The organism is Kitasatospora sp. McL0602 (assembly GCF_052076145.1).
Classification (GTDB): Bacteria; Actinomycetota; Actinomycetes; order Streptomycetales; family Streptomycetaceae; genus Kitasatospora.
The window spans coordinates 5592908-5612843 of sequence record NZ_CP197246.1 but is presented as its reverse complement, the minus strand read 5'-3'; the positions used below and the strand labels follow the sequence as shown (position 1 = coordinate 5612843).

22 protein-coding genes and 1 pseudogene are annotated in these 19936 nt (G+C 69.7%); 11 read left to right on the top strand and 12 right to left on the bottom strand.

The window, feature by feature from the left end:
- Positions 1 to 226: 226 nt before the first annotated feature.
- Positions 227 to 1642 (top strand): type I glutamate--ammonia ligase, encoded by a 1416-nt coding sequence (gene glnA / locus ACR68M_RS25575; protein WP_441246459.1) that lies wholly within the window; start codon positions 227 to 229, stop codon positions 1640 to 1642.
- Between the two features lie 554 nt (positions 1643 to 2196).
- On the opposite strand, the gene ACR68M_RS25570 is transcribed toward glnA, so the two are convergent.
- From ACR68M_RS25570 to ACR68M_RS25560, 3 genes are all read right to left on the bottom strand, one after another.
- Positions 2197 to 3336: an HTTM domain-containing protein gene (locus ACR68M_RS25570; RefSeq protein ID WP_441246458.1), complete on the bottom strand. Its 1140-nt coding sequence runs from the start codon at positions 3334 to 3336 to the stop codon at positions 2197 to 2199.
- Between the two features lie 70 nt (positions 3337 to 3406).
- Entirely contained in the window at positions 3407 to 4120 is a 714-nt protein-coding gene (locus ACR68M_RS25565) for a DUF5819 family protein (RefSeq protein ID WP_441246457.1), read from the bottom strand.
- Between the two features lie 177 nt (positions 4121 to 4297).
- Positions 4298 to 5074, bottom strand: coding sequence for an ice-binding family protein (locus tag ACR68M_RS25560; RefSeq protein WP_441246456.1), 777 nt, complete (start codon positions 5072 to 5074; stop codon positions 4298 to 4300).
- 339 nt (positions 5075 to 5413) lie between these two features.
- Here ACR68M_RS25560 and ACR68M_RS25555 point away from each other — a divergent pair, with 339 nt between their 5' ends.
- Together ACR68M_RS25555 and ACR68M_RS25550 are read left to right on the top strand one after the other, a co-directional pair.
- The gene (locus tag ACR68M_RS25555) at positions 5414 to 5575 is read left to right on the top strand and encodes a hypothetical protein (RefSeq protein ID WP_441246455.1); all 162 of its coding nucleotides are present in this window, start codon (positions 5414 to 5416) and stop codon (positions 5573 to 5575) included.
- A 221-nt stretch (positions 5576 to 5796) separates the two neighbouring features.
- Complete coding sequence (locus ACR68M_RS25550; protein ID WP_441246454.1) at positions 5797 to 6393, top strand: hypothetical protein; 597 nt, start codon at positions 5797 to 5799, stop codon at positions 6391 to 6393.
- A gap of 346 nt (positions 6394 to 6739) precedes the next feature.
- Here the strand turns inward: ACR68M_RS25550 and ACR68M_RS25545 are convergent, their stop codons facing one another.
- On the bottom strand, positions 6740 to 6895 hold the full coding sequence (locus tag ACR68M_RS25545) for a hypothetical protein (RefSeq protein ID WP_441246453.1): 156 nt from the start codon (positions 6893 to 6895) through the stop codon (positions 6740 to 6742).
- 43 nt (positions 6896 to 6938) lie between these two features.
- The gene (locus ACR68M_RS25540; RefSeq protein WP_361137876.1) at positions 6939 to 7328 is read right to left on the bottom strand and encodes a hypothetical protein; all 390 of its coding nucleotides are present in this window, start codon (positions 7326 to 7328) and stop codon (positions 6939 to 6941) included.
- 467 nt (positions 7329 to 7795) lie between these two features.
- Between ACR68M_RS25540 and ACR68M_RS25535 the strand changes: the two genes are divergently transcribed.
- From ACR68M_RS25535 to ACR68M_RS25520, 4 genes are all read left to right on the top strand, one after another.
- Positions 7796 to 8794 (top strand): IPT/TIG domain-containing protein, encoded by a 999-nt coding sequence (locus tag ACR68M_RS25535; protein ID WP_441246452.1) that lies wholly within the window; start codon positions 7796 to 7798, stop codon positions 8792 to 8794.
- Positions 8791 to 9081 carry a DUF6966 domain-containing protein gene (locus ACR68M_RS25530; protein ID WP_266298689.1) on the top strand — a complete coding sequence of 97 codons (291 nt, stop codon included), beginning with the start codon at positions 8791 to 8793 and terminating at the stop codon, positions 9079 to 9081. Before ACR68M_RS25535 ends, ACR68M_RS25530 begins: the two co-directional genes overlap by 4 nt.
- 985 nt (positions 9082 to 10066) lie before the next feature.
- Positions 10067 to 10270: a cold-shock protein gene (locus tag ACR68M_RS25525; protein WP_030918248.1), complete on the top strand. Its 204-nt coding sequence runs from the start codon at positions 10067 to 10069 to the stop codon at positions 10268 to 10270.
- An 830-nt stretch (positions 10271 to 11100) separates the two neighbouring features.
- Positions 11101 to 11895: a hypothetical protein gene (locus tag ACR68M_RS25520; RefSeq protein WP_441246451.1), complete on the top strand. Its 795-nt coding sequence runs from the start codon at positions 11101 to 11103 to the stop codon at positions 11893 to 11895.
- A gap of 262 nt (positions 11896 to 12157) precedes the next feature.
- Here the strand turns inward: ACR68M_RS25520 and ACR68M_RS25515 are convergent, their stop codons facing one another.
- Complete coding sequence (locus ACR68M_RS25515) at positions 12158 to 12520, bottom strand: hypothetical protein (RefSeq protein WP_441246450.1); 363 nt, start codon at positions 12518 to 12520, stop codon at positions 12158 to 12160.
- 165 nt (positions 12521 to 12685) lie between these two features.
- Between ACR68M_RS25515 and ACR68M_RS25510 the strand changes: the two genes are divergently transcribed.
- Complete coding sequence (locus ACR68M_RS25510) at positions 12686 to 13234, top strand: hypothetical protein (protein ID WP_441246449.1); 549 nt, start codon at positions 12686 to 12688, stop codon at positions 13232 to 13234.
- Positions 13235 to 13279: 45 nt separating this feature from the next.
- Here ACR68M_RS25510 and ACR68M_RS25505 read toward each other — a convergent pair whose 3' ends face one another.
- The 5 genes and pseudogenes from ACR68M_RS25505 to ACR68M_RS25485 all read right to left on the bottom strand — a co-directional run bounded on the left by ACR68M_RS25505 (position 13280) and on the right by ACR68M_RS25485 (position 17832).
- Positions 13280 to 13504, bottom strand: coding sequence for a hypothetical protein (locus ACR68M_RS25505; RefSeq protein WP_266298671.1), 225 nt, complete (start codon positions 13502 to 13504; stop codon positions 13280 to 13282).
- Between the two features lie 380 nt (positions 13505 to 13884).
- A pseudogene (locus ACR68M_RS25500) lies at positions 13885 to 14745 on the bottom strand (diaminopimelate decarboxylase family protein); the annotation flags it as partial.
- A 151-nt stretch (positions 14746 to 14896) separates the two neighbouring features.
- Positions 14897 to 15712 (bottom strand): alpha/beta fold hydrolase, encoded by an 816-nt coding sequence (locus ACR68M_RS25495; protein ID WP_441246448.1) that lies wholly within the window; start codon positions 15710 to 15712, stop codon positions 14897 to 14899.
- A 261-nt stretch (positions 15713 to 15973) separates the two neighbouring features.
- A complete protein-coding gene (locus tag ACR68M_RS25490) occupies positions 15974 to 16975 on the bottom strand; it encodes an NADP-dependent oxidoreductase (RefSeq protein ID WP_441246447.1) in 1002 nt (333 codons plus the stop codon).
- A 170-nt stretch (positions 16976 to 17145) separates the two neighbouring features.
- Positions 17146 to 17832 (bottom strand): SDR family oxidoreductase, encoded by a 687-nt coding sequence (locus ACR68M_RS25485; RefSeq protein ID WP_441251710.1) that lies wholly within the window; start codon positions 17830 to 17832, stop codon positions 17146 to 17148.
- A 114-nt stretch (positions 17833 to 17946) separates the two neighbouring features.
- Here ACR68M_RS25485 and ACR68M_RS25480 point away from each other — a divergent pair, with 114 nt between their 5' ends.
- Positions 17947 to 18507 carry a TetR/AcrR family transcriptional regulator gene (locus ACR68M_RS25480; protein ID WP_441246446.1) on the top strand — a complete coding sequence of 187 codons (561 nt, stop codon included), beginning with the start codon at positions 17947 to 17949 and terminating at the stop codon, positions 18505 to 18507.
- A gap of 198 nt (positions 18508 to 18705) precedes the next feature.
- Here the strand turns inward: ACR68M_RS25480 and ACR68M_RS25475 are convergent, their stop codons facing one another.
- Entirely contained in the window at positions 18706 to 19101 is a 396-nt protein-coding gene (locus tag ACR68M_RS25475) for a hypothetical protein (protein WP_441246445.1), read from the bottom strand.
- Between the two features lie 193 nt (positions 19102 to 19294).
- Between ACR68M_RS25475 and ACR68M_RS25470 the strand changes: the two genes are divergently transcribed.
- Both ACR68M_RS25470 and ACR68M_RS25465 read left to right on the top strand, forming a co-directional pair.
- Positions 19295 to 19486 carry a hypothetical protein gene (locus ACR68M_RS25470; protein WP_441246444.1) on the top strand — a complete coding sequence of 64 codons (192 nt, stop codon included), beginning with the start codon at positions 19295 to 19297 and terminating at the stop codon, positions 19484 to 19486.
- Between the two features lie 132 nt (positions 19487 to 19618).
- Positions 19619 to 19822 carry a hypothetical protein gene (locus ACR68M_RS25465; RefSeq protein ID WP_441246443.1) on the top strand — a complete coding sequence of 68 codons (204 nt, stop codon included), beginning with the start codon at positions 19619 to 19621 and terminating at the stop codon, positions 19820 to 19822.
- Positions 19823 to 19936: the final 114 nt, after the last annotated feature.

The following is a 19936-nucleotide window of genomic DNA, read 5'->3' as shown; positions in this document are numbered from 1 at the left end:
CGGGCCCCTCCCCCCGTGCGGGTGAATCGGCTCTCCGGACTGCACTCAAATGGTCCAGACCACTTGCCAGGGACAGGCCGGGCCGGTGAAGCGTTTTGCCCGAAAGCGTACGGCTTTGCCGCCCGGCACTCGGGCGCGGTTAACATCTAGGAAACGGTGAGGTCACCGACCGGAAACGGTCGGTTCCTAGGGTGAGCCACCAAAACCGCACGCTGAGGAGGATCGGATGTTCAACAACGCCGCCGAGGTGAAGCAGTACATCGCGGACAACGAGATCAAGTTCGTCGATGTCCGTTTCTGCGACCTGCCGGGCGTCATGCAGCACTTCGCCGTGCCTGCAGCGACCTTCGACCCGTCCGAGACCCTGATGTTCGACGGCTCGTCGATCCGCGGCTTCCAGGCGATTCACGAATCCGACATGGCGCTCGTCCCCGACCTCTCGACCGCCCGCCTGGACCCGTTCCGCAAGGAGAAGCACCTCAACATCAACTTCTTCATCCAGGACCCGATCACGGGCGAGGCGTACAGCCGCGACCCGCGGAACGTGGCGAAGAAGGCCGAGGCGTACCTCGCCTCCTCCGGCATCGCGGACACCGCGTTCTTCGGCCCCGAGGCCGAGTTCTACGTCTTCGACGAGGCCCGCTTCGAGACCACCGCCAACGCCTCGTACTACTACATCGACTCCGAGGCCGGCGCCTGGAACAGCGGCCGGGTCGAGGAGGGCGGCAACCGCGGCTACAAGGTCAAGTACAAGGGCGGGTACTTCCCCACTCCCCCGGTCGACCACTTCGCCGACCTGCGCGCCGAGATGTCTCTGGAGCTCGCCGCGTCCGGCCTGGAGGTCGAGCGCCAGCACCACGAGGTCGGCACGGCCGGGCAGGCGGAGATCAACTACAAGTTCAACACCCTGCTGCACGCCGCCGACGACCTGATGCTGTTCAAGTACATCATCAAGAACGTCGCCTGGCGGAACGGCAAGACCGCCACCTTCATGCCCAAGCCGATCTTCGGCGACAACGGCTCCGGCATGCACGTCCACCAGTCGCTCTGGACGGACGGCTCACCGCTCTTCTACGACGAGCAGGGCTACGCCGGGCTCTCCGACATGGCCCGCTATTACATCGGCGGCCTGCTCAAGCACGCCCCGTCGCTGCTCGCCTTCACCAACCCCTCGGTGAACTCCTACCACCGCCTCGTCCCCGGCTTCGAGGCCCCGGTCAACCTGGTCTACTCCCAGCGCAACCGCTCCGCCGCGATCCGCATCCCGATCACCGGCTCCAACGCCAAGGCGAAGCGCATCGAGTTCCGCGCCCCCGACCCGTCCTCCAACCCCTACCTCGCCTTCGCCGCCATGCTGATGGCCGGCCTCGACGGCATCAAGAACAAGATCGAGCCCCTCGAGCCCGTCGACAAGGACCTCTACGAGCTGGCCCCCGACGAGCACGCCTCCGTCCCCCAGGTCCCCGCCTCCCTCCCCGCCGTCCTGGAGGCCCTGGAGGCCGACCACGAGTACCTCCTGGCCGGTGGCGTCTTCACCCCCGACCTGATCGAGACCTGGATCGACTACAAGCGCACCAACGAGATCGCCCCGATCGCCCTGCGGCCCCACCCGCACGAGTTCGAGCTGTACTTCGACCTGTAGGACCCCCTCTGGGCTGCGGAAACGCAGTTCGATCTCTCATCGTTTCCGCAGGTCGGACACCCCTCTGACCTGCGGAAACGCTCTCTTCGAACCCACCCTCGACCGTCTGACGACTCGCGGTGTGAAATGAGAGTGGAACGGAGAGCCGCCCCGCAGAGCGCCCGGACCCACCAGCTCCCTGCGTGGGGCCGACAGATGGCCCTCGCCGGACGGGAAGCCGGCACCACGGATCTCGTTACACACTCCGAGTTCGAACCGTACCCCACATCGGCAGCGCTGCCAGGACAGACCTTCTCCTACAGAGGTCAAAGCTGTGATCAGCGAGCCGCCGACGAAGACCTCGCTGCCCAAAGGCGGGAGTCCAGCTGCACGCAGCGGGTCACGCAGAGCCCTGGCCCGCCAACTACCAGTCGATAGCGGCGAGCCGGTGAGGAGCCGACGAAGCGGGCCGGCGCGTGGACTCCGCCGGCGTGGACCGCCTCGTCGTGGAAGAGGAGTACCTCCCGGTCCAGCCGTGGCAGGTGCGGAGCGGTGAGCCGCTCCGGCAGCGCCTGTCAGGGGACGGCGTCGATCTGCGGTGCCGCCCGCCGGCTGATCCGGTCGGTCGTGGCCCGGCCGAAGCCGCAGTCCCCCTCGTACGCGAGCACCGAGCCCGGCTGCGGCGGAGCGGCCGAGTTCCCGGCGCGGCGCCAGCCCCCTGCTCCCCCGGCACCTGCGGGCCGGAACGTGCGGCGCCACCATGCTCCCGGGAGCTGGTAGACGCGGTCGGGAAGGAACACGGCATCCGCGACGATCATGGCCCCTGAGAAGAGCGGAAGCCCCATGAGGAACGCGATGCCCAGGTGCATGCCGAGCAGCATCGTCAGGACGATGTACTTCAGCCTGCTGAACAGGACGAACGGGAAAGCCACTTGCAGCAGCACGGTCATGTACGTGGCGACGGCGATCAGCAGGGGGTGGCTGTCCACCATGAGTGACAACGCGGGCCACGGCCGGAAGAGGTCGAGGTTCACGACGTAGTGGAGGGCGGTTCCGTTCTCCCACGAGCCGCCCTGCACCTTGTACAGGCCTGCGGAGCCGTAGACGATGCAGACCTGGGCGGCGATGACGAACATGGCGCAGTTGTGCAGCGCCGTGCTCAACAGCCGCTGGGCTGGCAGGAGCTGGTGCCGGAGGTTCGACGGTCCGGGGCTGGACGAGGGGCTGTCGACCTGCTCCGGGGAGGCCCGCAGGCGGGCCCTGCGCGCGTCGAGGGACCAGCGTCGGCCGCACGCCGTGAAGCAGAGGTACAGGACCATGAGGAGGATGAGGTTGTCTCCTCCGTCCGTCATGAAGATGGCCCGCGCGTGGAACGAGGCCACCAGGGCCGCGAACAGGATCGACACCGCCCTGGTCCGCCAGCCGATCATGAACAGTACCGACGTGACGAGAGCCGTCGCGTAGCAGAACTCGAAGTACACCTGGCCGTCGGACAGGGTGAGGACGCTGAACCAGCCGGTCTGGTCGAAGAGCTGCCTCGCCAAGGCGGGCGTCCACGGTGAACCGGGGCCCCAGATCTCGTCCCGGTGCGGGAACTCCCGCAGCAGGAAGGCGAGGTAGAGCAGACCGTACCCGATGCGCAGCACCGCCGCCGCGTGCAGGGAGACCGGCCGATCGGTGACGATACCGCTCAGCCTGCCGGGGCTGCGGAGCATCGGCCTGGTACCGGTGCCACCGCTCTGCGGGGCCGTTCGGCGTGGAGCGCGCGCAGGAGGTGAGGGCTGGTCAGTTCCCATGGGGTGTCACCTTCCACCAGGGCAGGTACCGGGTGTCGACCGCGGTCTGCGTTGTCGGGCGGGGGGCGCCGGGCGTGCTGGGCGCGCCGATCGGCCTGGTGACCACCCGCAGCTGAACGGCATCGAACGTGCCGCTCTGATGGGCGGTGGCTCGCTCCACCGCGATGTTGCTCAGGTACTTCTGCAACATCAGAGCCCGCGCCGAGTGCGGCTTGTCGTCGGTGCCCTGCACTTCGAGGTACGACGTCCAAGCCCGACGCAGCATGTTCTGCGTCGTGTGACTCGGAAAAATATTGTGCCTGCCATCGGAATCGTCCACGGCGGTCAGGTCGAACCAGTCACCGACCTGAGTCCTGCCATCCGGTGAGGTCATTGTGACCCTCGCAGAAACCTGCCTGGAGACCGACTCCGGATCCGGCGCGAAGAGCCGCCAGTTCTGCTCGAACAACGGGTAGATCCACGCGTTGATCTGCTTGCCGTAGTACTGCGACATCTGATTCGGTGGGGCCACGTACAGAAACACCAGGAACACGTGGACGAGGGACGTCGCCAGACACAACGCCACGGCCACGACCAGGGCCGCCGCCAGCGGGCGCGGCGGTTTGGGAGTGGTCATGGTGTCGTCGGCCCGTTGACGGCTCGACGCCATCGCATTCACGGACTCTGTGCCGCCCAGCACCTGACCGGGCCCGGTCCTTCCCATCCTGACTGCTCCCCTCGGCTCTGCTTCCCTGAGCGTCCCTGGGGGCGCGCGACGGAATCTCCGACGATCCGCCGCGCGCCGCCAAGTCCGTGTCCGGCCTTACGACTCGGCTACCAGCTCCCGGACTCGTCGCACCCGCAGTCGCCACCGTGGTCACCGCCGTGGTCACCCCCGTGGTCACCGCCGTGGCCACCGTGCTCCCCACCGCCGTTCCCGCCACCGGTGGTGTAGCCGGTGGTGCCTCCGCCGGTGGTGTAGCCGGTGGTGCCGCCACCGGTCGTGGCCCCACCGGTACCGCCAAGTGCTGCCTGCGATGACCCCACCCAGGAGGCCACCCGTGGTGCCACCCGTGGTCAGGACACCGCCGAGCAGACCGCCCAGAACGCCACCGGTCCCGCCGCCAGTGGTTCCCCCGGTGGTGCCGGCGATGAGGCCGCCCGTGGTGGTACCGGCGACCACGCCACCCGTGCCGGTGCCGCCAGTGGTACCGGCGGTGGTCCCGCCCGTGGTGCCGCCGGTGGTCCCGGCCGCGCAGGTTGCCCGGGTGATCCGGTTGGTGTCGAGCGTCACGGAGCCGGCAGTCTGCGCCAGGGCCCTGCCGTCGAGGCTCGCCCCGGTGTTCATGCCGATCGAGGCCAAGGTCATGATCGTGCCGACGAAGGTGGTGTCGGTGCCGATCGTGGCAGAGCTCCCGACCTGCCAGAAGACGTTGCACGGCGCTGCGCCGTTGGTCAGGAGCACGTGGCTGTCGGATGCCGTGATCAGGGTCGAGCCGATCTGGAACACCCACACGGCGTTGGGGTCACCGTGGGCGTCCAGCGTGAGCGTGCCCGTGAGGTTGATGGACGACGTCGCCTTGTAGACGCCGGGGTCGAGGGTCCGACCACCGAGATCTCCGGGGGAGGTGAGGCCGAGCGGCGTCCCGGGCCGGGCCGCGCGGCGAGAGGCCACCATGCGCGATCAGGTTCAGGCGACCGCCCTGGTCAGGGCCGGCGGCGAGATCGACTCGCCACCGCACCCGCGCGGCACCGTGCCTTGGCCGCCGCTCGAGCCGCATCGGGAGGTGCTGCTCGACCTGTCGGAGGTGACGTTCATCGACTGCGCGGGCCCAGGCGCCCCGTCCAGGGCGCAACCAGGCCGCCCGGTGCGGCGCTCGCCCGGACCTGCGCGGGACCGACCGCTGCGTGGTCCGGCTGCGAGCCAGCCGGGAGAGCCCCGCACACCGACGGCGTTCCCAACATCCACGTGCGAACGGGATGCGGCTCGCGCACGGTTGGGGTGACGGACCTGGCGGTGGTGCTGGAACTCATCGAGCCGCCGGCCGCGCACATCCTGCTGGTGGATGAGGAGCCGGTGGATGCACTGGCGGTGCGATGGGTCCACGCCGCGCCTTCGAACCCGGAGGTTGCGGTCGCTCCGGGGCCGCCGACCTCCTCTGGACTGGACACCGCGTGATGCTTCCCGGCCGCCGGCGGCCGACCCGGCCGGGGCAGCGCTGGCTCCCGCCGCGCTGGGCCGGCCACATCTGCTTGACCTGTGACGCCGCCATTCGTCCAGGTTCGCTCGGAGGGGACCTTGACCTGGACGAGGCGGAGCAGCAGGCGGTCGTGGTCGGTCTTGGCCTTGGCCTTCTTCTGCTCCGGGGTGAGGGGCTTGGCGCCGGGGCGGCGGCGGGTGTGCTTGCGGCCGGACTCGAGGACCAGGGCGACGGGTGGCAGGCCTTCGCGGCCGGTGGCCGGGTAGGTGGCGGTCCACAGGCGCAGGTCGCCGTCTGCGCGATCGCCGCAGCCCTGCCGTCGTGTGTGCTCGGCGATCTGGAGCGCGAGCTCACCCTGCTCGCCGGCGGGCTGGTGCGTGCCACTGAGGCGGGCCGAGCGGCCACCGCAGCCGGCGACGCCCGTGTTCTGCCCGTCCGGCGGCCACCGATGCTCGGCTCCGACCATGGCGATCTGCTCGACCGCCTCGCCTACCGGCGGGCCTTCGACAGTGCGGCCGAGTCCTTCGAGATCGCCCTGCACCACCAGGGTGACCGCGACGAGCAGGCGTGCGCGCAGGCCCTGCACAATGCGCTCGCCGCCGGGTCCGGCGTCGCGGCCGCCGCCCTGCTGCGGGTGGCCGACGACCCCGCGCTCGGCCTGGGCCTCGACCGGTGGGAGCACCTGCACCGCATCGCCACCGAGCTGAGCCTGCGCGTGGTCGAGGACCTGGGCGGCGCGAACGGTGACGGCACCACCACGGCCGACGACCGCCCAGCCGGCCCGGCCGCCGGGTGAGCAGCATCGCCCGGCGCGGGCTCGCCCCAGGTGCCGGGCTCGCCCTGTCCGCCTCCGGTCCGTCCGCCCCGCACCCCGTTGCCGTGGTCGCCCGCCGCTCTCGCCGCCGAGCTGCACCCCGCCCTGGCTGCTTTCGACGCTGCGGCCGCTTCGTGGCGCGAGGCCCCTCGAGGACCTGGACGAAGACGTCCTCGCCGAGGCCGCCGCCGAAGCGCGGGCCTTCGGCGCCGACCCGGCGGCCGCCGTCGACGAGCTGCTGCGCGGCCTGCTAGGGCAGTTGGCCGACTGGCAGCAGTCGATCGGCGAGCTCGGCCGCGCGCTCACCACGGCAGCCGAAGGCCGACCGCTACCCGGCTGGGCCACCGACGCCGGCCGCACCGAGGACATCGGGTGGCGCCAGGCCCGCACCGCGCTGCTCGAGGCCGTCGCACGTCACCACCACGCTCACCTGCTCGCCGCCATCGTCGAACTCGGCGGTGAGCTGGAGCTCCCAGCCACCCACAACCGGCGCTCCAGGGGCGCGGTCATCCCAGAGGGCCGCGCGGTCAGCGCCGGCCGCCGCCGATGCGGCGGTCGTCGGCCAGCGCGGTCAGCGGGCCGAACTCGCAGGCAAGCTGGTTCCACGTCAGAACCTCGCCACAGCGGGCCGGGAACTCCTGCGGGTTGAACTCGGGCATGGTCCAGGTGCCAGTGCCCCGGTCCCGCAGCCACAGGTCCCCGTCGCCGTCGACCACAGTCGGCGGGACCGGTACGGGCTCGGCCTGATCGGTGGGCTCCCAGGTGACCCGGCCCGGGTGGGAAACGCGGCGCAGCTCGGTGGTGGCCAGCCGCGCGGCCAAGTCACGGGTGGACTCTTCTGCGTCCTTGACCGACGCGAGTCGGAATGCGTCGTCAAGTACGGGCAGGGCTGGATTCTTGCTGCGCTTTGAACTCATACGCTGACTACCTCCGGTGGGGGGCGTCACATCCGTTATGGCACCCCGTACAGGAACACGGTATCCGAGGCGGGAGCCGGGCCGGCTACGACCACTGTCCAGGTGGAGGCGCTGGAAGACACCGGGCGGTGGGGCTAGGTGGTGAGCTGGTCCTGGACGTGGCGCAACCCGTGGTGGTAGCGCTCAGATATGGCGGTCGGCTCTGGTAGTGGCCGTCCTCGATCTGCCAGGCAAGGCCCGTCTCACGCAGTTGCTGGGCCCCGGTCTCCCCTTGTGGAGGGGCCCCGGTAGACGTTGTGCTTGGTCACGCGGTGTTGCTGGCCGCGTCTTGGCGCGAACACGCGCTGCGCTGACGCGGACGCAGCGGCACGACGGTCTCGCTCCGCTCGGCGGCGCGCTTTTCCTGCCGGGCCTGCTCGCGCGCACGGGCTGCACGCCACTGAGCCTGGTGGTCAGAGGCCGGGGTGGTGAGCTCCGCCCCGGCCGCCCTGATCCAGGCGTTCTGCTGGCGCTCCTGCGGCGCGCGCACCGGCCACCTGGCCGAGGGCCCCTGGTCGGGTCCGGCGACGCTGACTTGCTGGCGCGGCCACCGGGTCCCGCTCACCGTGACCGTCATCGACACCGCCACCCAGGCGACCATCGCCGCCGTCTCCCTGAGCGAACTGCCATTCGACCTCGCCGTCACCCCCGACGGCACCCGGGCCTACGTCAGCAACGCCAACCGCACCATCGTCGTCGCCGTCGACCTGGCCACTCTCACCGTCACCGCGACCAGCACCACCGGTACCGCCCCGGTGGGCCTTGGGGTCAGCGCCGACAGCAGCCACCTCTACGTCGCCAACGCACAGGACGACAACCTGCTGGTCGTCGACACCGCCAGCAATACCGTGACCGACACCCTCGCCGTCGGCTCCGGGCCCAACGCCCTGACGCTCAGCCCCGACCGCTCCCGCGGCTACACCACCAACGTCTTCTCCAACGACGTCACCGTCGTCCAGCTCACCCCCACGCCGCCCTCCGCGCCAGCCGTGACCGCCATCAGCCCCACCTCCGGACTGACCACCGGCACCACCGTCGTGACGGTGACCGGCACCGCCCTCACCGGCGCGACCGCCGTCACCTTCGGCGGCACCCCCGGCACCGGCCCCAGCCCCGTCACCTCGGCCACGCTGACCGCGACCCTGCCACCCGGCGCCACCGCGACGAACCTCTCCACCGGCTGCACCACCGCCTCCGGGACGGTCACCTGCACCTACGGGACGATCGCCAACGGAGCGAGCGTGAACAAGACCTTCCGCATCCCGCTGCACCTGCTGTCCCTGGGCCACGTCACGGTCACCGGCGCACGGGCAACATCCGCGCCGACTGACCCCAACCCCGCCAACGACAGCGCATCGGCCAGTCGGGCCGCGGTGGGCCGCTTTGATCTCTCCGCCACCGCGCAGCGGTACATACTTGCTCCATGATCGACGTCCCTGGGGAACTGATAGCCGCACTCGACGCCTTCGTGCGAACACTCAGCGAATGCGGCTACCCGGGCTGGGCCCGCAGGATGGAACGTGGACGATCGAAGATCGCAGCGGGGGACGCTCAAGGACTGGACATCGTCCTGAACGCATACGGCGGCACTGGGAGCCTCAACGATCTCCCGTTCACCGACGACCACCCCGTCAAGGTGTTGAGCGCCGAGGTACGTGAGCGGTGCGCGGCCGTCCGCACCCAGCTCCACCGGACCGAGCGGGCCGAGACCTGACACCCTGTGACCGCGCCGGCCAGAGGTCTTCGTTGGGCCTGCCTGGCCGCGGCCGGCTCCCGGGGCAGCGTCGCGGGGGCCGAACAGGCCCTGCGCGGTCCCGTCCCGAACCGCGCATGGCGCGCGCGCAGTTTCGCAAGTCGATCACGACGGTGCCGTCCTCTTCCTCCGGCGGGGGCACCATGAGCGTTCGCGTTTCGTGAGACGCAGGTCCCAACTGGCAGGCGGGAGCGGTTCGTAGGGTGGTGGAGCACCGCCTGGCCCGAGGCCTGGTCGGTATCTGGCGACGCAACCCGGCCAGGGGCCGGGCCGGGTGGGAAGGCTGCTCCTGATATCCGTTCTTCCAACTCCCGAACTCGGGGGTGATCAGTGGCTCCAGCCTGTACGCGCTACTGGAGGAAATGACGGAGGTCGCGATCGTCCTGCCCCATGTGGCTCCCCAGCTCGCGAGTACGCGTCGGAGCTTGGCCCCCAGTTCGACCACCGAGGGCCGCCGCTGACCACCGCCATGGCATGCCTTCAGACTCCGGAGTTCCTGCGGCCTCCACTCCCCCTGCCTCACCGCACGACTTGGCCGATGACGCGGTCCTCGGCCGATCGCATCCCAGGCCTTCACGCAGCGAGGGTTGAAGCCACCTTTCCTCAACGGACCTGACGGTCCACCGGCCTCCGGTCTGCGCGCGCCCGCGGCTCTGGCGGCGTTCTTCGTGGGCGATGGTGACGGCGGGGTGGCGCAGGTCGTGGACCGTGCGCCGTGGCGGGTGGGCGCGTCACGGTCGCGGATGGCTGCGGCCCCTTTCACCGCACTGCGGAGCCTGCTAGTCTCTTTCGAGTTGCAGTTGTGGTCCCATGAACTCTTGTGCGCCTGCTGATGTATCGCAGGCGCATTTTTGTTTCCCGGCTCTTCCCTGGGTGGGCGCTCATCGCGGTGACTCGGAGTCCGCGCCGTGCGGGCTCCGGACTGCCCCTTGAAGGAGATTTCTTTATGGCTAATGGCACTGTGAAGTGGTTCAACGCGGAAAAGGGCTTCGGCTTCATCGAGCAGGAGGGTGGCGGTCCTGACGTGTTCGCCCACTACTCGAACATCAACGCCAACGGCTTCCGTGAGCTGCTCGAGGGCCAGAAGGTCGAGTTCGACGTCACGCAGGGCCAGAAGGGCCCGCAGGCCGAGAACATTCGCCCGCTGTAGTTCTTCTGCCACGGCGCCCGCCTGGCAGCGAGGGGCCCGCATCGCATGCATGTGCGATGCGGGCCCCGGCATGGCGTCATGACGCACCCTGGCCGTTGAGGCCCCTTGCCTCCAGCCTGATGCACAGAGCGCAGCACCCGCCCGCATCACAGCGATCTGGATCGTGCTGCGGTTCGCACACCTCCGCTCACATGGGGTGTCGTGCAACATCGATCACCTGCACCCCACACGACAGGCGTCCTGCTGTCGCGCCCGCTTGATCCTCCTGGCCCGTCAGCTGCACCCTCCCGCCGTCTGTGGCGTGGAGCGTTCCGATGTCGTGCCGCCCGAGAAGGGTTCTTCGCATTCCCGTTCCTGCCCGCTCCTCGCACCGCCCCGTCGCCTCAGGGCCGGTCCTCGCGAGCGTCCCGCACCGATTCCGCGGCGATCGCGCCCGCTCCTTCTCGTCTCCGACGGCCACTCAACCAACTGCTGCACGAGGCCTGTTGGCGCAACACGCGGCTGAGGTTCTCGCCCGCCACGCCTACGCGTTCCGGGTTCGGCTCGCCCGGGTGGTGATCGGCATGTCGACCGGCCACCAGGTCCACAGCCTGAGCCGGGAGAACACCACGCCGCTGGTGTCGGAACCAGGCATGGTACTGCCGGCGCTCTGACGTTCAGGCTCAGTGTTTTCCCTCCTCGCCCCAGAGGCGTCCCTACCGATCGTCCACGGTCGCCAGATGGCGACCCGCCATCGCCTCACATGCCGAGCCCCCGGCTTGGCAGGCCTGGCAACCGCGGCAGCTCAGGCCCGCCTCCCAGTCCGACCGACCCAAGCAGGGAACTTCCTGATGCCGTTGGAGATCACGCACGCGACCGCCCCGACGCCGGGCGGTGTCAGCGAGGCCGCCGTCGTCACGGGGCCGACGTTCGCTCTCGTCCTGGACGGCGCCACCGCCACGGGAGCCGCGACGGGCTGCGTCCACGATGTCGCCTGGTACGTGCAGCAATTGGCGGGCCTCCTGCGCGCGCGGCTGCTCTCACCTGGCTCGCCCGGCCTGCGGGAGGTCCTGCGCACCGCCCTGACCTCGCTGGTCGAGGAGCATGGCCAAAGCTGTGACATGACGAACGCGGACAGCCCGTCCTCGACCGTCGCGGTGGTCCGCGAGCGGGACGGCATCCTGGACGTCCTGGTGCTCGGCCACTCGCCCGTTGCACTGCAGCGGAGCAACGGAGCGGTCGAGGTGATCGTCGACGACCGGGCGGCCTACCTCGACTCGTATGCGGAGGAAGCCGTAAGCGGCTACCGCAACAACGCCGCCGGCGGCTTCTGGGTCGCCGGTGCGAAGCCCGAAGCCGCAGACCACGCGCTGACAGCCAGCATCCCTCTGTCCCAGATCCAGCAGGTCGCCGTGCTGTCCGAGGGTGCTGCCCACCTGCCCGAGCGCTACGGCTGGAGCTGGCCGCGTTTCATGGCCGAGCTGTCCGAATCCGGGCCCGGCCGGATCATCGCCGCGACACGTGAGGCCGAGGCTGGCACGGCGCCCGGCGCCTTTCGGGGCAGGGCGAATAACACCGCTGCCGCCGTTCTCTGCCGCCCGTCCTCACCGGCGCACACAGCAGGAGCAGACCCCGTTCCCAGCTGAAGCACCACCCAACATCATGATCAAGCGCCGCTCCACGGCGCGGCCTGACACCACCACCACCAGTAACCCGGCAGACATCACCGGCAGCCCGTGCCCCGGGAGTATCAGGAATCCTGATAGACCCCATACCGGGCCGGCGGCCGTGTACATCTGCGTGCAGGTGTGGCGGGTTGCCGCAGCGAGCTGCTGCGCCTTGACCACTGTCATGCGTCGGCAGGTAGCGCTGACCGCCTGGGTTCCCTTCGCGGCCGCAGGGTCCGTGTCAGGTTGCGGAGTAGCTGAGGTCTCCGATCGTCCAGCTGCTGATGTCCTCGATGGCGATGCGGTACATGCCGCCGGCGTGGGGCAGCCCGAAGTCCCCCTGCAGGATCTGCGCCCGGTGCAGGTGAAGATGAGTGGGCCTCGCAGGCGCGCCCTCGGTGGGTCGGGTGAAGAGGGCGGCGAAGGGCTTCAAGTGGTCCGAGGCTTCGAGGACTTCCGCCACTCGCTCCAGCCACAGCGCCACCGGTGCGAGCCTGCCGGTGATCACCGCTCCGGGGACCACCACGGTGAGGGACATCTGGTTGCTGTGCTCGGACTCCACCATCGCGGCGATGTCGACGAGCAGCCCATCAGGGTTCGACATGACGGACAGGTTAGAACACAGCCGTCGCGGACGCGACACCCACCCCGCACTCGGCGTCCCTCCCGGACGCCCCGCTCCAAGGCGGAACGGTGCGCGAGGAACGGACCGGCGGCTGGCGTGCACAATGATCCCGGTCAGCGGTAGTACAGCATGAAGAGGGCAAGGATGGACAAGCAGCTCATCGAGGTCGGCGCTCAGGGAAGCACCGGTTCGGACAGCACCACCGTGTACCTGGAGGCTCCTACGGGACCGGGGGCCCCTCCCCTCACGGACGACAGCTCCGCCTGCAACCCCCTGCCGGCCTCACCGCAGTCAGTCCGGGGGGCCGACCCCGCCGACCAGGCGTGGTGGAACGCCGCGAAGAACAACCCCATGGCGGGCGTGGCCAACGCCATCCGCGGTGCGCTCAAGAAGAGCGCCCGCGAGCAGCGGACCACCTCATGGGACGCCCTGCACCAGAGGACCGGGCACAAGCTGCTGCCCACCCTCAGCCACCTGCAGAAGGCCCAGGTCCTGGCGCTGGTGGACCAGTCGACAGCAGCCGACGAGCCGCTCCTGTCCGTGCTCATCACCGACGAAACGGGCGAGTCGCTGCAATTGCACCGCGAGGTGGCACAAAGGCTTGGCCGGGACGTGCCAGCGGATGATCAGGCTCTTCTCGCCCACCTGGAGGGCAAGATCACCGATCTTCATCGTCGGTGGCAGCAGCGCTGAGCACCCGCCAGGAAACGAGACCGTGGGACTGAGAGGGCGGTGTCGTCAGAGCTTGAACAGTGCGGCGTACGGCTGGGTGATCCGCCGCTGCTGTGAGCCGAAGTCGACGAGGACCGCGATGTCACTGTCGGCCTCGACCCCGATCGCCCGGCCGAGGCCGTACCGGTCGTGCGAGACCCGATCTCCCACCTCGAACCGCTTGCGCGGCGCTTCGACCCGGACTTTGAAGGGACTGGTGGGCAGGTGGCGCCGAACTACTGATTTTGTCATCCCCTCCAGTATGCAGTGAAAAGCACAAATTGACCCGCGCGGAAGCCACAATTCCTCCGATCCCGAAACGGCGGGTGACTTTACCTTTTCCGGCTCGGGGCCGACGGTCCACACGTGCGCAGGGCGACTCTGAGGCTGCGCCGGTCGCACCGCACCCCCTCGGCCCCGACATCCAGGGCAGGCCAAATCGCCTCAACTACGTTGCCAGGGAGCATACTTCGCGCCTTTCTCATGGCTGGGTCCCCGCCCGCGGGGCGGGGACCCAGCGCCTCCGGGGCAAAAGGAGAATTCGAAGGCTCGTACATCGCGGTGCAGGCGGACCGGTCGGCAAGCGCCGCGCCCAACCGTCGCCGACACCTGCCCCTGGGGGCGCAGCGGAGTGCGGGGGCGGAAACGGGCTCACCCGGTGCCGGGCGAGGAGCAGGCAGCGTGCTGAGATGTTCGCTCACGCGGGCGGCGAGGTCGGCCGGGTCGAGTTCGGGGTCTGCGGGGAGGTAGCGCACGCCGTGGCCGCCGCCGTGGTCCAGCTCGGGGAGTTCGACGCCGTGCCGGTCACGGATCTGCGCCAACAACTGGACGAGCCGGTCGAGGGCAGCGAGGTAGGCCTGGACCGTGGTGATCTGCGAGCCCAGGTGGCAGTGCAGGCCGGTGGGTTGAAGGCTGGGCTGCTCCAGGACACGGCGGATGGCCTCGGCCGCGTCGCCGCCCTCGATCTGGAAGCCGAACTTCTGCCCGTCGATGCCGGTGCGCACGGCCGCGTGGTGGCCGGCGGCGATGCCGGGCACGACACGCACCAGCACCCGCTGGGGTGTGTCCGCGGTGGCCAGTGCGGCGAGCCGGGGGATCTCGGCGAGGCCCGTCGATGACGATCCGCCCGACCCGCAGGCGCCTGGCCAGGCGGAGCTCCTCGGGGCTCTTGGCGTTTCCGTGCAGCAGGATCCGCTCGGGCGGGAAGCCTGCCGCGGCGGCGCAGGCGCAGCTCGCCGGCCGAGCAGACGTCCAGTCCAAGTCCCTCGTCAGCGACCCAGTCGGCCATCGCGGTGCACAGGAAGGCCTTGGCCGCGTACAGCACCTCGGCGTGCGGCAGGGCGGCGCGGTAGGTACGGGCGCGCGCCCGTACCTCGGCCTCGTCCAGGACGTACAGCGGGGTGCCGAAGCGGTCCCGCCACCTCAGCGAGGCCGACTCCGCTGACCAGCAGCTCGCCGCCAGGCCTGGGCAGGGCCGAGCTGGGCCAAGGGCTGCCGAGCGGTCGCTCGCCCGACGGGTAGGCGGGCTGCGCCGGGAAGGCGGTCTGCGGGCATCCGCGCGGCCCGGTTGGGGGACGGTGGTGACGACGGGCGGCGCGACGAGCTTCGGATCGAGGACAAGAGCGTGGATGCCGAGGGGCTCGATCAGCTCCCGCCGGGCGGATTCGGTGAGCTCTGTCGTTCGAGGAACTTGAGAGCCGTCTGCACGAACTGCTCGTGGAACTGGAAGATGCCGCCGTGGCCGGCGTCGGAGTAGATCACCAGCTCAGCGTTCGGCAGTCGCCGGGCCATGTCGGCCGAGTTCTGCGTCGGAACCATCCGGTCGTCGTCACCGTTGGCGACGAGCACGGGCTGCTGGATGACGGAGAGATCCTGCGGCCGGGCCAGCCCCCAGCGGTGGATGGCCTTGAGCTGGGAGAGGTAGGAGGTGGGGGAGATCGCCTTGTCCCGGTCCTGTGTGCGCTCCTTCAGGCGTGCCAGGAACTGCTTGCCGGCCCGACGACCGTTCGCGGTGCGGGTGAAGAAGAGGAACTGCTTCGGATCCTGAAGGGTGAGCAGTGCTCGGACGGTGTCGAGGTGGGAGACCCGGGTCACGTTCTTGATGCCCTCGCCGCCGGCAGGGCCTGTGCCCGCGAGGATCATCCTGCGGATGAGTTGCGGTTGGGTCTGCGCGATCACCTGGGCGATCATGCCGCCCATCGAGAAACCGAGGATGTCCACCTGTTCGAGCCCGAGCGCCCGGATGAAGGTGACTGCATCCTTGGCCATCTCTTCGATGGTCTTCGGTGTCGGACCGGTGGACGCGCCAACGCCCCTGTTGTCGAACGTGATCACCCGGTGCTTGGCAGCGATGCCATCGACGACCCGGGGGTCCCAGTTGTCAAGCACGGCGGCGAGATGGGTGAGGAATACCACCGGGAGACCAGAGCGGGGACCGAACTCGCGGTAGGCGAAGGTCACGCCGTCGGCGGTGACGGTGCGGGTCGGTGCGTTCTGGTACGACGTCACCACGTTGCCTCGTACTTCGGCTGCGTCATTCACGGTCGTGCCCTTCGGTGTGAGGGTTACCGCCAGCGTGCGCAGCCCCCTGTCTTCCGCGCAGGGTGGCTGCGGAGCGGTAACGGGTCGCCCGACTGCGGTTGCAGTCTTCGGAGTCGACGGTCAGATGCCTCGGGAGCGCGCGGTGCGCTCGTGATCGATTTCCGGGGGAGGGGGCGGCCCTCACTCCATCGTGACGACGACCTTGCCGGCCTTGGCGCGGCCCTTCTCGGCGTACTCGATCGCTTCGTGGATCCGGTCGAAGGGGAAGACGCGGTCGACGACGGGGCGGATCGTTCCGGCGTCGATGAGCCGGGTGAATTCGCGTAGCTGGTCGCCGCTGGCCTTCATGAACAGGAAGGAGTAGGTGACGCCCTGGCGCTTGGCGTGGTACCGCGTCTTCAGGCTCAGCGCGTTCATCGCCAGCCACAGGACCGGGGTCGCACCGAGCTCGCGGGCGAAGTCCGCGTCGGGGGGTCCGGCGATGCTGATGACCTTCCCGCCGGGCCTGAGGACCCGCAGGGACTTCTCCAGGGTCTTGCCGCCGACGGCGTCCAGAACAACGTCGTAGCCGTCCAGGACCTCCTCGAAGTCCTGGGTGCGGTAGTCGACGACGACGTCCGCACCGAGTTCCTTGACCAGGCCGGCCTTGGCCCCGCTCGCGGTGGTGGCCACGTGGGCGCCCAGATGCCTGGCGAGCTGGATGGCGATGGTGCCGACGCCGCCGGAGCCCGCGTGGATCAGGACCTTCTGGCCCGGCTGGACCTGCGCCCTTTCGACCAGCGCCTGCCACGACGTCAACGCGACCAGGGGAAGGGAGGCGGCCTGCGCCATGGTGAGGGTGGTCGGCTTGGGCGCGAGGTCGTCCTGGTGGACGGCGATGAGTTCCGCGAAGGTGCCGATGCGGTCCTTGTCAGGCCGGGCGTAGACCTCGTCGCCCACCGCGAACCTGGTGACGGCCGGTCCCACCTCGACCACCACTCCGGCGAGGTCGTTGCCCAGGACGAGGGGGAGACGGTACGGCAGGATCCGCTTGAAGTCGCCGTCGCGGATCCTGAAGTCCAGCGGGTTGACGCTCGCCGCTTGGACCCGGACCAGGACGTCCTCCGCGTCCACCCGTGGGTCCGGGATCTCGGTGATCCGGCCGCCCTGGTCGCCGTACCGCCCGAAGGTGAAAGCCTTCATCGTCGTCCTCCTCTTACCGTCCGCCTTGGGACGCGGCTCCCGCCGTCTGCGGATGTGGCCGCTGTTTCGTTCCGGGCCTGTGCCGGTACGAGATGTTTTGTGGAGATTGTCATGGTCTTCTGAAGCCTTCGCCGCCGCGCATCAGGCTCGCCGCCGGGGCGGCGCGGGCCTTACGCCGCGTTCGGCGATGCGGCCAGGCTCTGCTTCACGTGCCGTGTGATGTCATCGGCGAGGACCTCGGGCAGTCCCGCCTCGATGCCGGACAGGGCCTTCGCGGCGACACTGGCGGGATCGGCCTTCTGATCGGCCGGAACGCCCGCGGCCATGCCGGTGTCCATGTATCCGACGTGCAGCGCCGAGACGGTGATTCCGCGGGGCGCCAGTTCCTCCCGGGTCGCGCCGGTCAGTGCCCAGGCCGCGGCCTTGGCCGCCGCGTAGGCTCCGAGGTCGGCCGGGTGGAGCCAGGACAGGACGGACAGGACGTTGAGCACGCTGCCGCCGCCGTTGGACTCGATGACGGGGGCGAAGGCCCGCGTCACGGCGAGCGGACCGAAGAAGTTCGTGTCCATCTCCAGGCGCACCGCGTCCAGGGCGCCCGTGATCAGCGGAGTTCCCGTGGAGATGCCGGCGTTGTTCACCAGCAGCGTCGCATCGGACGCGGTCCGGGCAGCGGCCAGGATCGACTCCTCGTCCGTCACGTCGAGCCGCAGCGGGACGACCCCCGGCAGGTCCACGGTCTCGGGGCGCCGGGCTGCCGCGTACACCTTTGCCCCGCGCTCCACGAGCTGGGCGGCCAGATGCCGCCCGAGCCCCCGATTGGCGCCGGTGACCACCGCGACCGCGTTCTTCAGTTCCATGCCCGCTCCCAGCGCCATGGCCGCCGTCGGGCGGCCCGAACAATTAGATTACGACAACAATCTAAACACTGGACTAGGATAGATGCCAGTCGACATCCAATCGGGAGGTGGCCGATGGGCCGGGTATCGCAGGCGCAGGCCGAGGAGAACCGCCGGCGGGTCGTAGAAACCGCGTCCCGTCTGTTCCGGGAGCAAGGGACACACGTCAGCGTCGCCGACCTCATGAAGGCAGCCGGTCTGACCCACGGTGGCTTCTACAAGCAGTTCCCCTCCAAGGAGGCGCTCATCGACGAGGCCACCGCCCACGCCTTCGACGAACTCACCCGGCACCACAGGGACGGCCTGGAGCGGCACGGCGGGCAGCGCCGCGCCGCCCAGCAGGCACTGATCGACACCTACCTCTCCCCCGAGCACCGGGACAGCCCGGCAGACGGGTGTCCCGTCGCCGCACTCGCCACCGACATGGCACGCGACGGCGCAGACCGCGAGGCCCGCCGGATCTACACCGACGGCGTGGGCGACTTCGCCGAGTGGCTCACCACCGAGGAGCAGGACGGCATCACCCGGCTGTGCACCATGCTCGGCGCACTCGTCCTGTCCCGCGCCACCAGTGGCTCCCCGCTCTCCGCGGAGATCCTCACCGCCGCACGCACCGCATTGACGGCAGCCGACTGATCAGGGCCATGCGGCCCGCCGCGGCACATCGGGAGAGGCGGACGGTGCTCCCGCTCGGACGCGCGCGACCGGCCCCCCCGGCCCGACACCCGCACCAGTACGACCTCGCATCCAACCGCCCCGCCGCAGGGCCCGACAGCGCCCGGGACCGCGCCGCAGCAGCGGCGGGCCCGGGGGGCAACCATGCCGGACCTGGTGTCACTGGTCGGAGTAGCTGAGGTCTCCAACCGTCCAGCTGCTGATGTCGGCGGTGGCGATGCGGTACATGCCGCCGGTGTGCGGCAGGCCGCAGCTGCCCTGAAGAATGCGGGCGACGTGCAGGTGCAGATGCGTCGGCCGCACGGCGGGCGTTGTCGCGCCTTCGCCGTCCGCGCCACCATCGCCGGCGGCGGGCGGCGCGAACAGGGCGGCGAACGGCTTCAGGTGCTCGGAGCCTGCGAGGACTTCGGCCACCCGTTCGTTCCACAGGCCCTGTGGTGCGAGCCGGCCGGCGATGACCGCTCCGGGGACGACGACAGCCAGGGGCATCTGGTTGCTGTGCTCGGACTCCACCATTGCGGCGATGTCGACGAGCAGCCCATCAGGGTTCGACATGCCACTGGAGGATAGTGCCCACCGAAAGCCGCCAGCACGGACACCCCTGGGCGGCCCCGGCCTGCCGACCTCCGGCTCGCCGGTCCACAGCAGTTTCATTAGCTGTGATCATGTAGTGGCAAAATATGGACTGGCTGAGATAGATATGGGGCGGCGGCTGGGCCGTCGCCCTCCGGATCGGAGAGGTGCGAGCGTGGTTGTGCACGTGTCAGCCGTGGTGTTCTTCGGCGCGGTCCTCGCGGTACTCATGCGTCAGCGCCAGGTGACTGTGGGCACTGCCTGCGTCGCCGCCGCCTTCGGCTTCCTGCTCGCCTCCAGCTCGGCCGAGCCCGCCGTCCACGACATCCTGGCCGCCGCGCTCACCGCGCTTGCACCCGTCGGCTGAACGACACCGCCTGACTGCTGGCGCCCCACAGGTCGGGGTCGCCGCCTGGCAGGCAGTCTCCCGCCCTGGCCGGGTATCCCAGGGCCCGGACGCCGACGTACGCCGCCCCGGCGGGGGTGAAGGAGAGTGGAGATGAAGCAGCCCGAACCGAGTGCCGACGGCTCGGTGCTGAGCGGAATCGTGGAGGCGGCCCGGGACGGCGACGGCCGAGTCGTGCACCGGCTGCCGGCACGGCTGTCTGAGCAGGCGACCGTCGCCGACCTCTACGCCCTGCGAGACGCCCTCGGCCCGCACACCGGCAGTTCCACCGGCCCCGGCCAGACGATGCCTCAATAAGATCCGACACCCGAACACGGAAACCTGCACTGGCGAGAGTAGACATTGAGCGGCGGCCTATGTAATGTTCCTGGTGTTGGAAGAGCAGGACAGCAGGACGGGCAGACACGAACT

Coding starts and splice junctions, on each gene's coding strand:
- glnA (WP_441246459.1), top strand. CDS start 227: ATGTTCAACAACGCCGCCGAGGTGAAGCAGTACATCGCGGACAACGAG.
- ACR68M_RS25570 (WP_441246458.1), bottom strand. CDS start 3,336: ATGCTCCGCAGCCCCGGCAGGCTGAGCGGTATCGTCACCGATCGGCCG.
- ACR68M_RS25565 (WP_441246457.1), bottom strand. CDS start 4,120: ATGGGAAGGACCGGGCCCGGTCAGGTGCTGGGCGGCACAGAGTCCGTG.
- ACR68M_RS25560 (WP_441246456.1), bottom strand. CDS start 5,074: ATGGTGGCCTCTCGCCGCGCGGCCCGGCCCGGGACGCCGCTCGGCCTC.
- ACR68M_RS25540 (WP_361137876.1), bottom strand. CDS start 7,328: ATGAGTTCAAAGCGCAGCAAGAATCCAGCCCTGCCCGTACTTGACGAC.
- ACR68M_RS25530 (WP_266298689.1), top strand. CDS start 8,791: ATGATCGACGTCCCTGGGGAACTGATAGCCGCACTCGACGCCTTCGTG.
- ACR68M_RS25525 (WP_030918248.1), top strand. CDS start 10,067: ATGGCTAATGGCACTGTGAAGTGGTTCAACGCGGAAAAGGGCTTCGGC.
- ACR68M_RS25520 (WP_441246451.1), top strand. CDS start 11,101: ATGCCGTTGGAGATCACGCACGCGACCGCCCCGACGCCGGGCGGTGTC.
- ACR68M_RS25515 (WP_441246450.1), bottom strand. CDS start 12,520: ATGTCGAACCCTGATGGGCTGCTCGTCGACATCGCCGCGATGGTGGAG.
- ACR68M_RS25510 (WP_441246449.1), top strand. CDS start 12,686: ATGGACAAGCAGCTCATCGAGGTCGGCGCTCAGGGAAGCACCGGTTCG.
- ACR68M_RS25505 (WP_266298671.1), bottom strand. CDS start 13,504: ATGACAAAATCAGTAGTTCGGCGCCACCTGCCCACCAGTCCCTTCAAA.
- ACR68M_RS25490 (WP_441246447.1), bottom strand. CDS start 16,975: ATGAAGGCTTTCACCTTCGGGCGGTACGGCGACCAGGGCGGCCGGATC.
- ACR68M_RS25485 (WP_441251710.1), bottom strand. CDS start 17,832: ATGGAACTGAAGAACGCGGTCGCGGTGGTCACCGGCGCCAATCGGGGG.
- ACR68M_RS25480 (WP_441246446.1), top strand. CDS start 17,947: ATGGGCCGGGTATCGCAGGCGCAGGCCGAGGAGAACCGCCGGCGGGTC.
- ACR68M_RS25475 (WP_441246445.1), bottom strand. CDS start 19,101: ATGTCGAACCCTGATGGGCTGCTCGTCGACATCGCCGCAATGGTGGAG.
- ACR68M_RS25465 (WP_441246443.1), top strand. CDS start 19,619: ATGAAGCAGCCCGAACCGAGTGCCGACGGCTCGGTGCTGAGCGGAATC.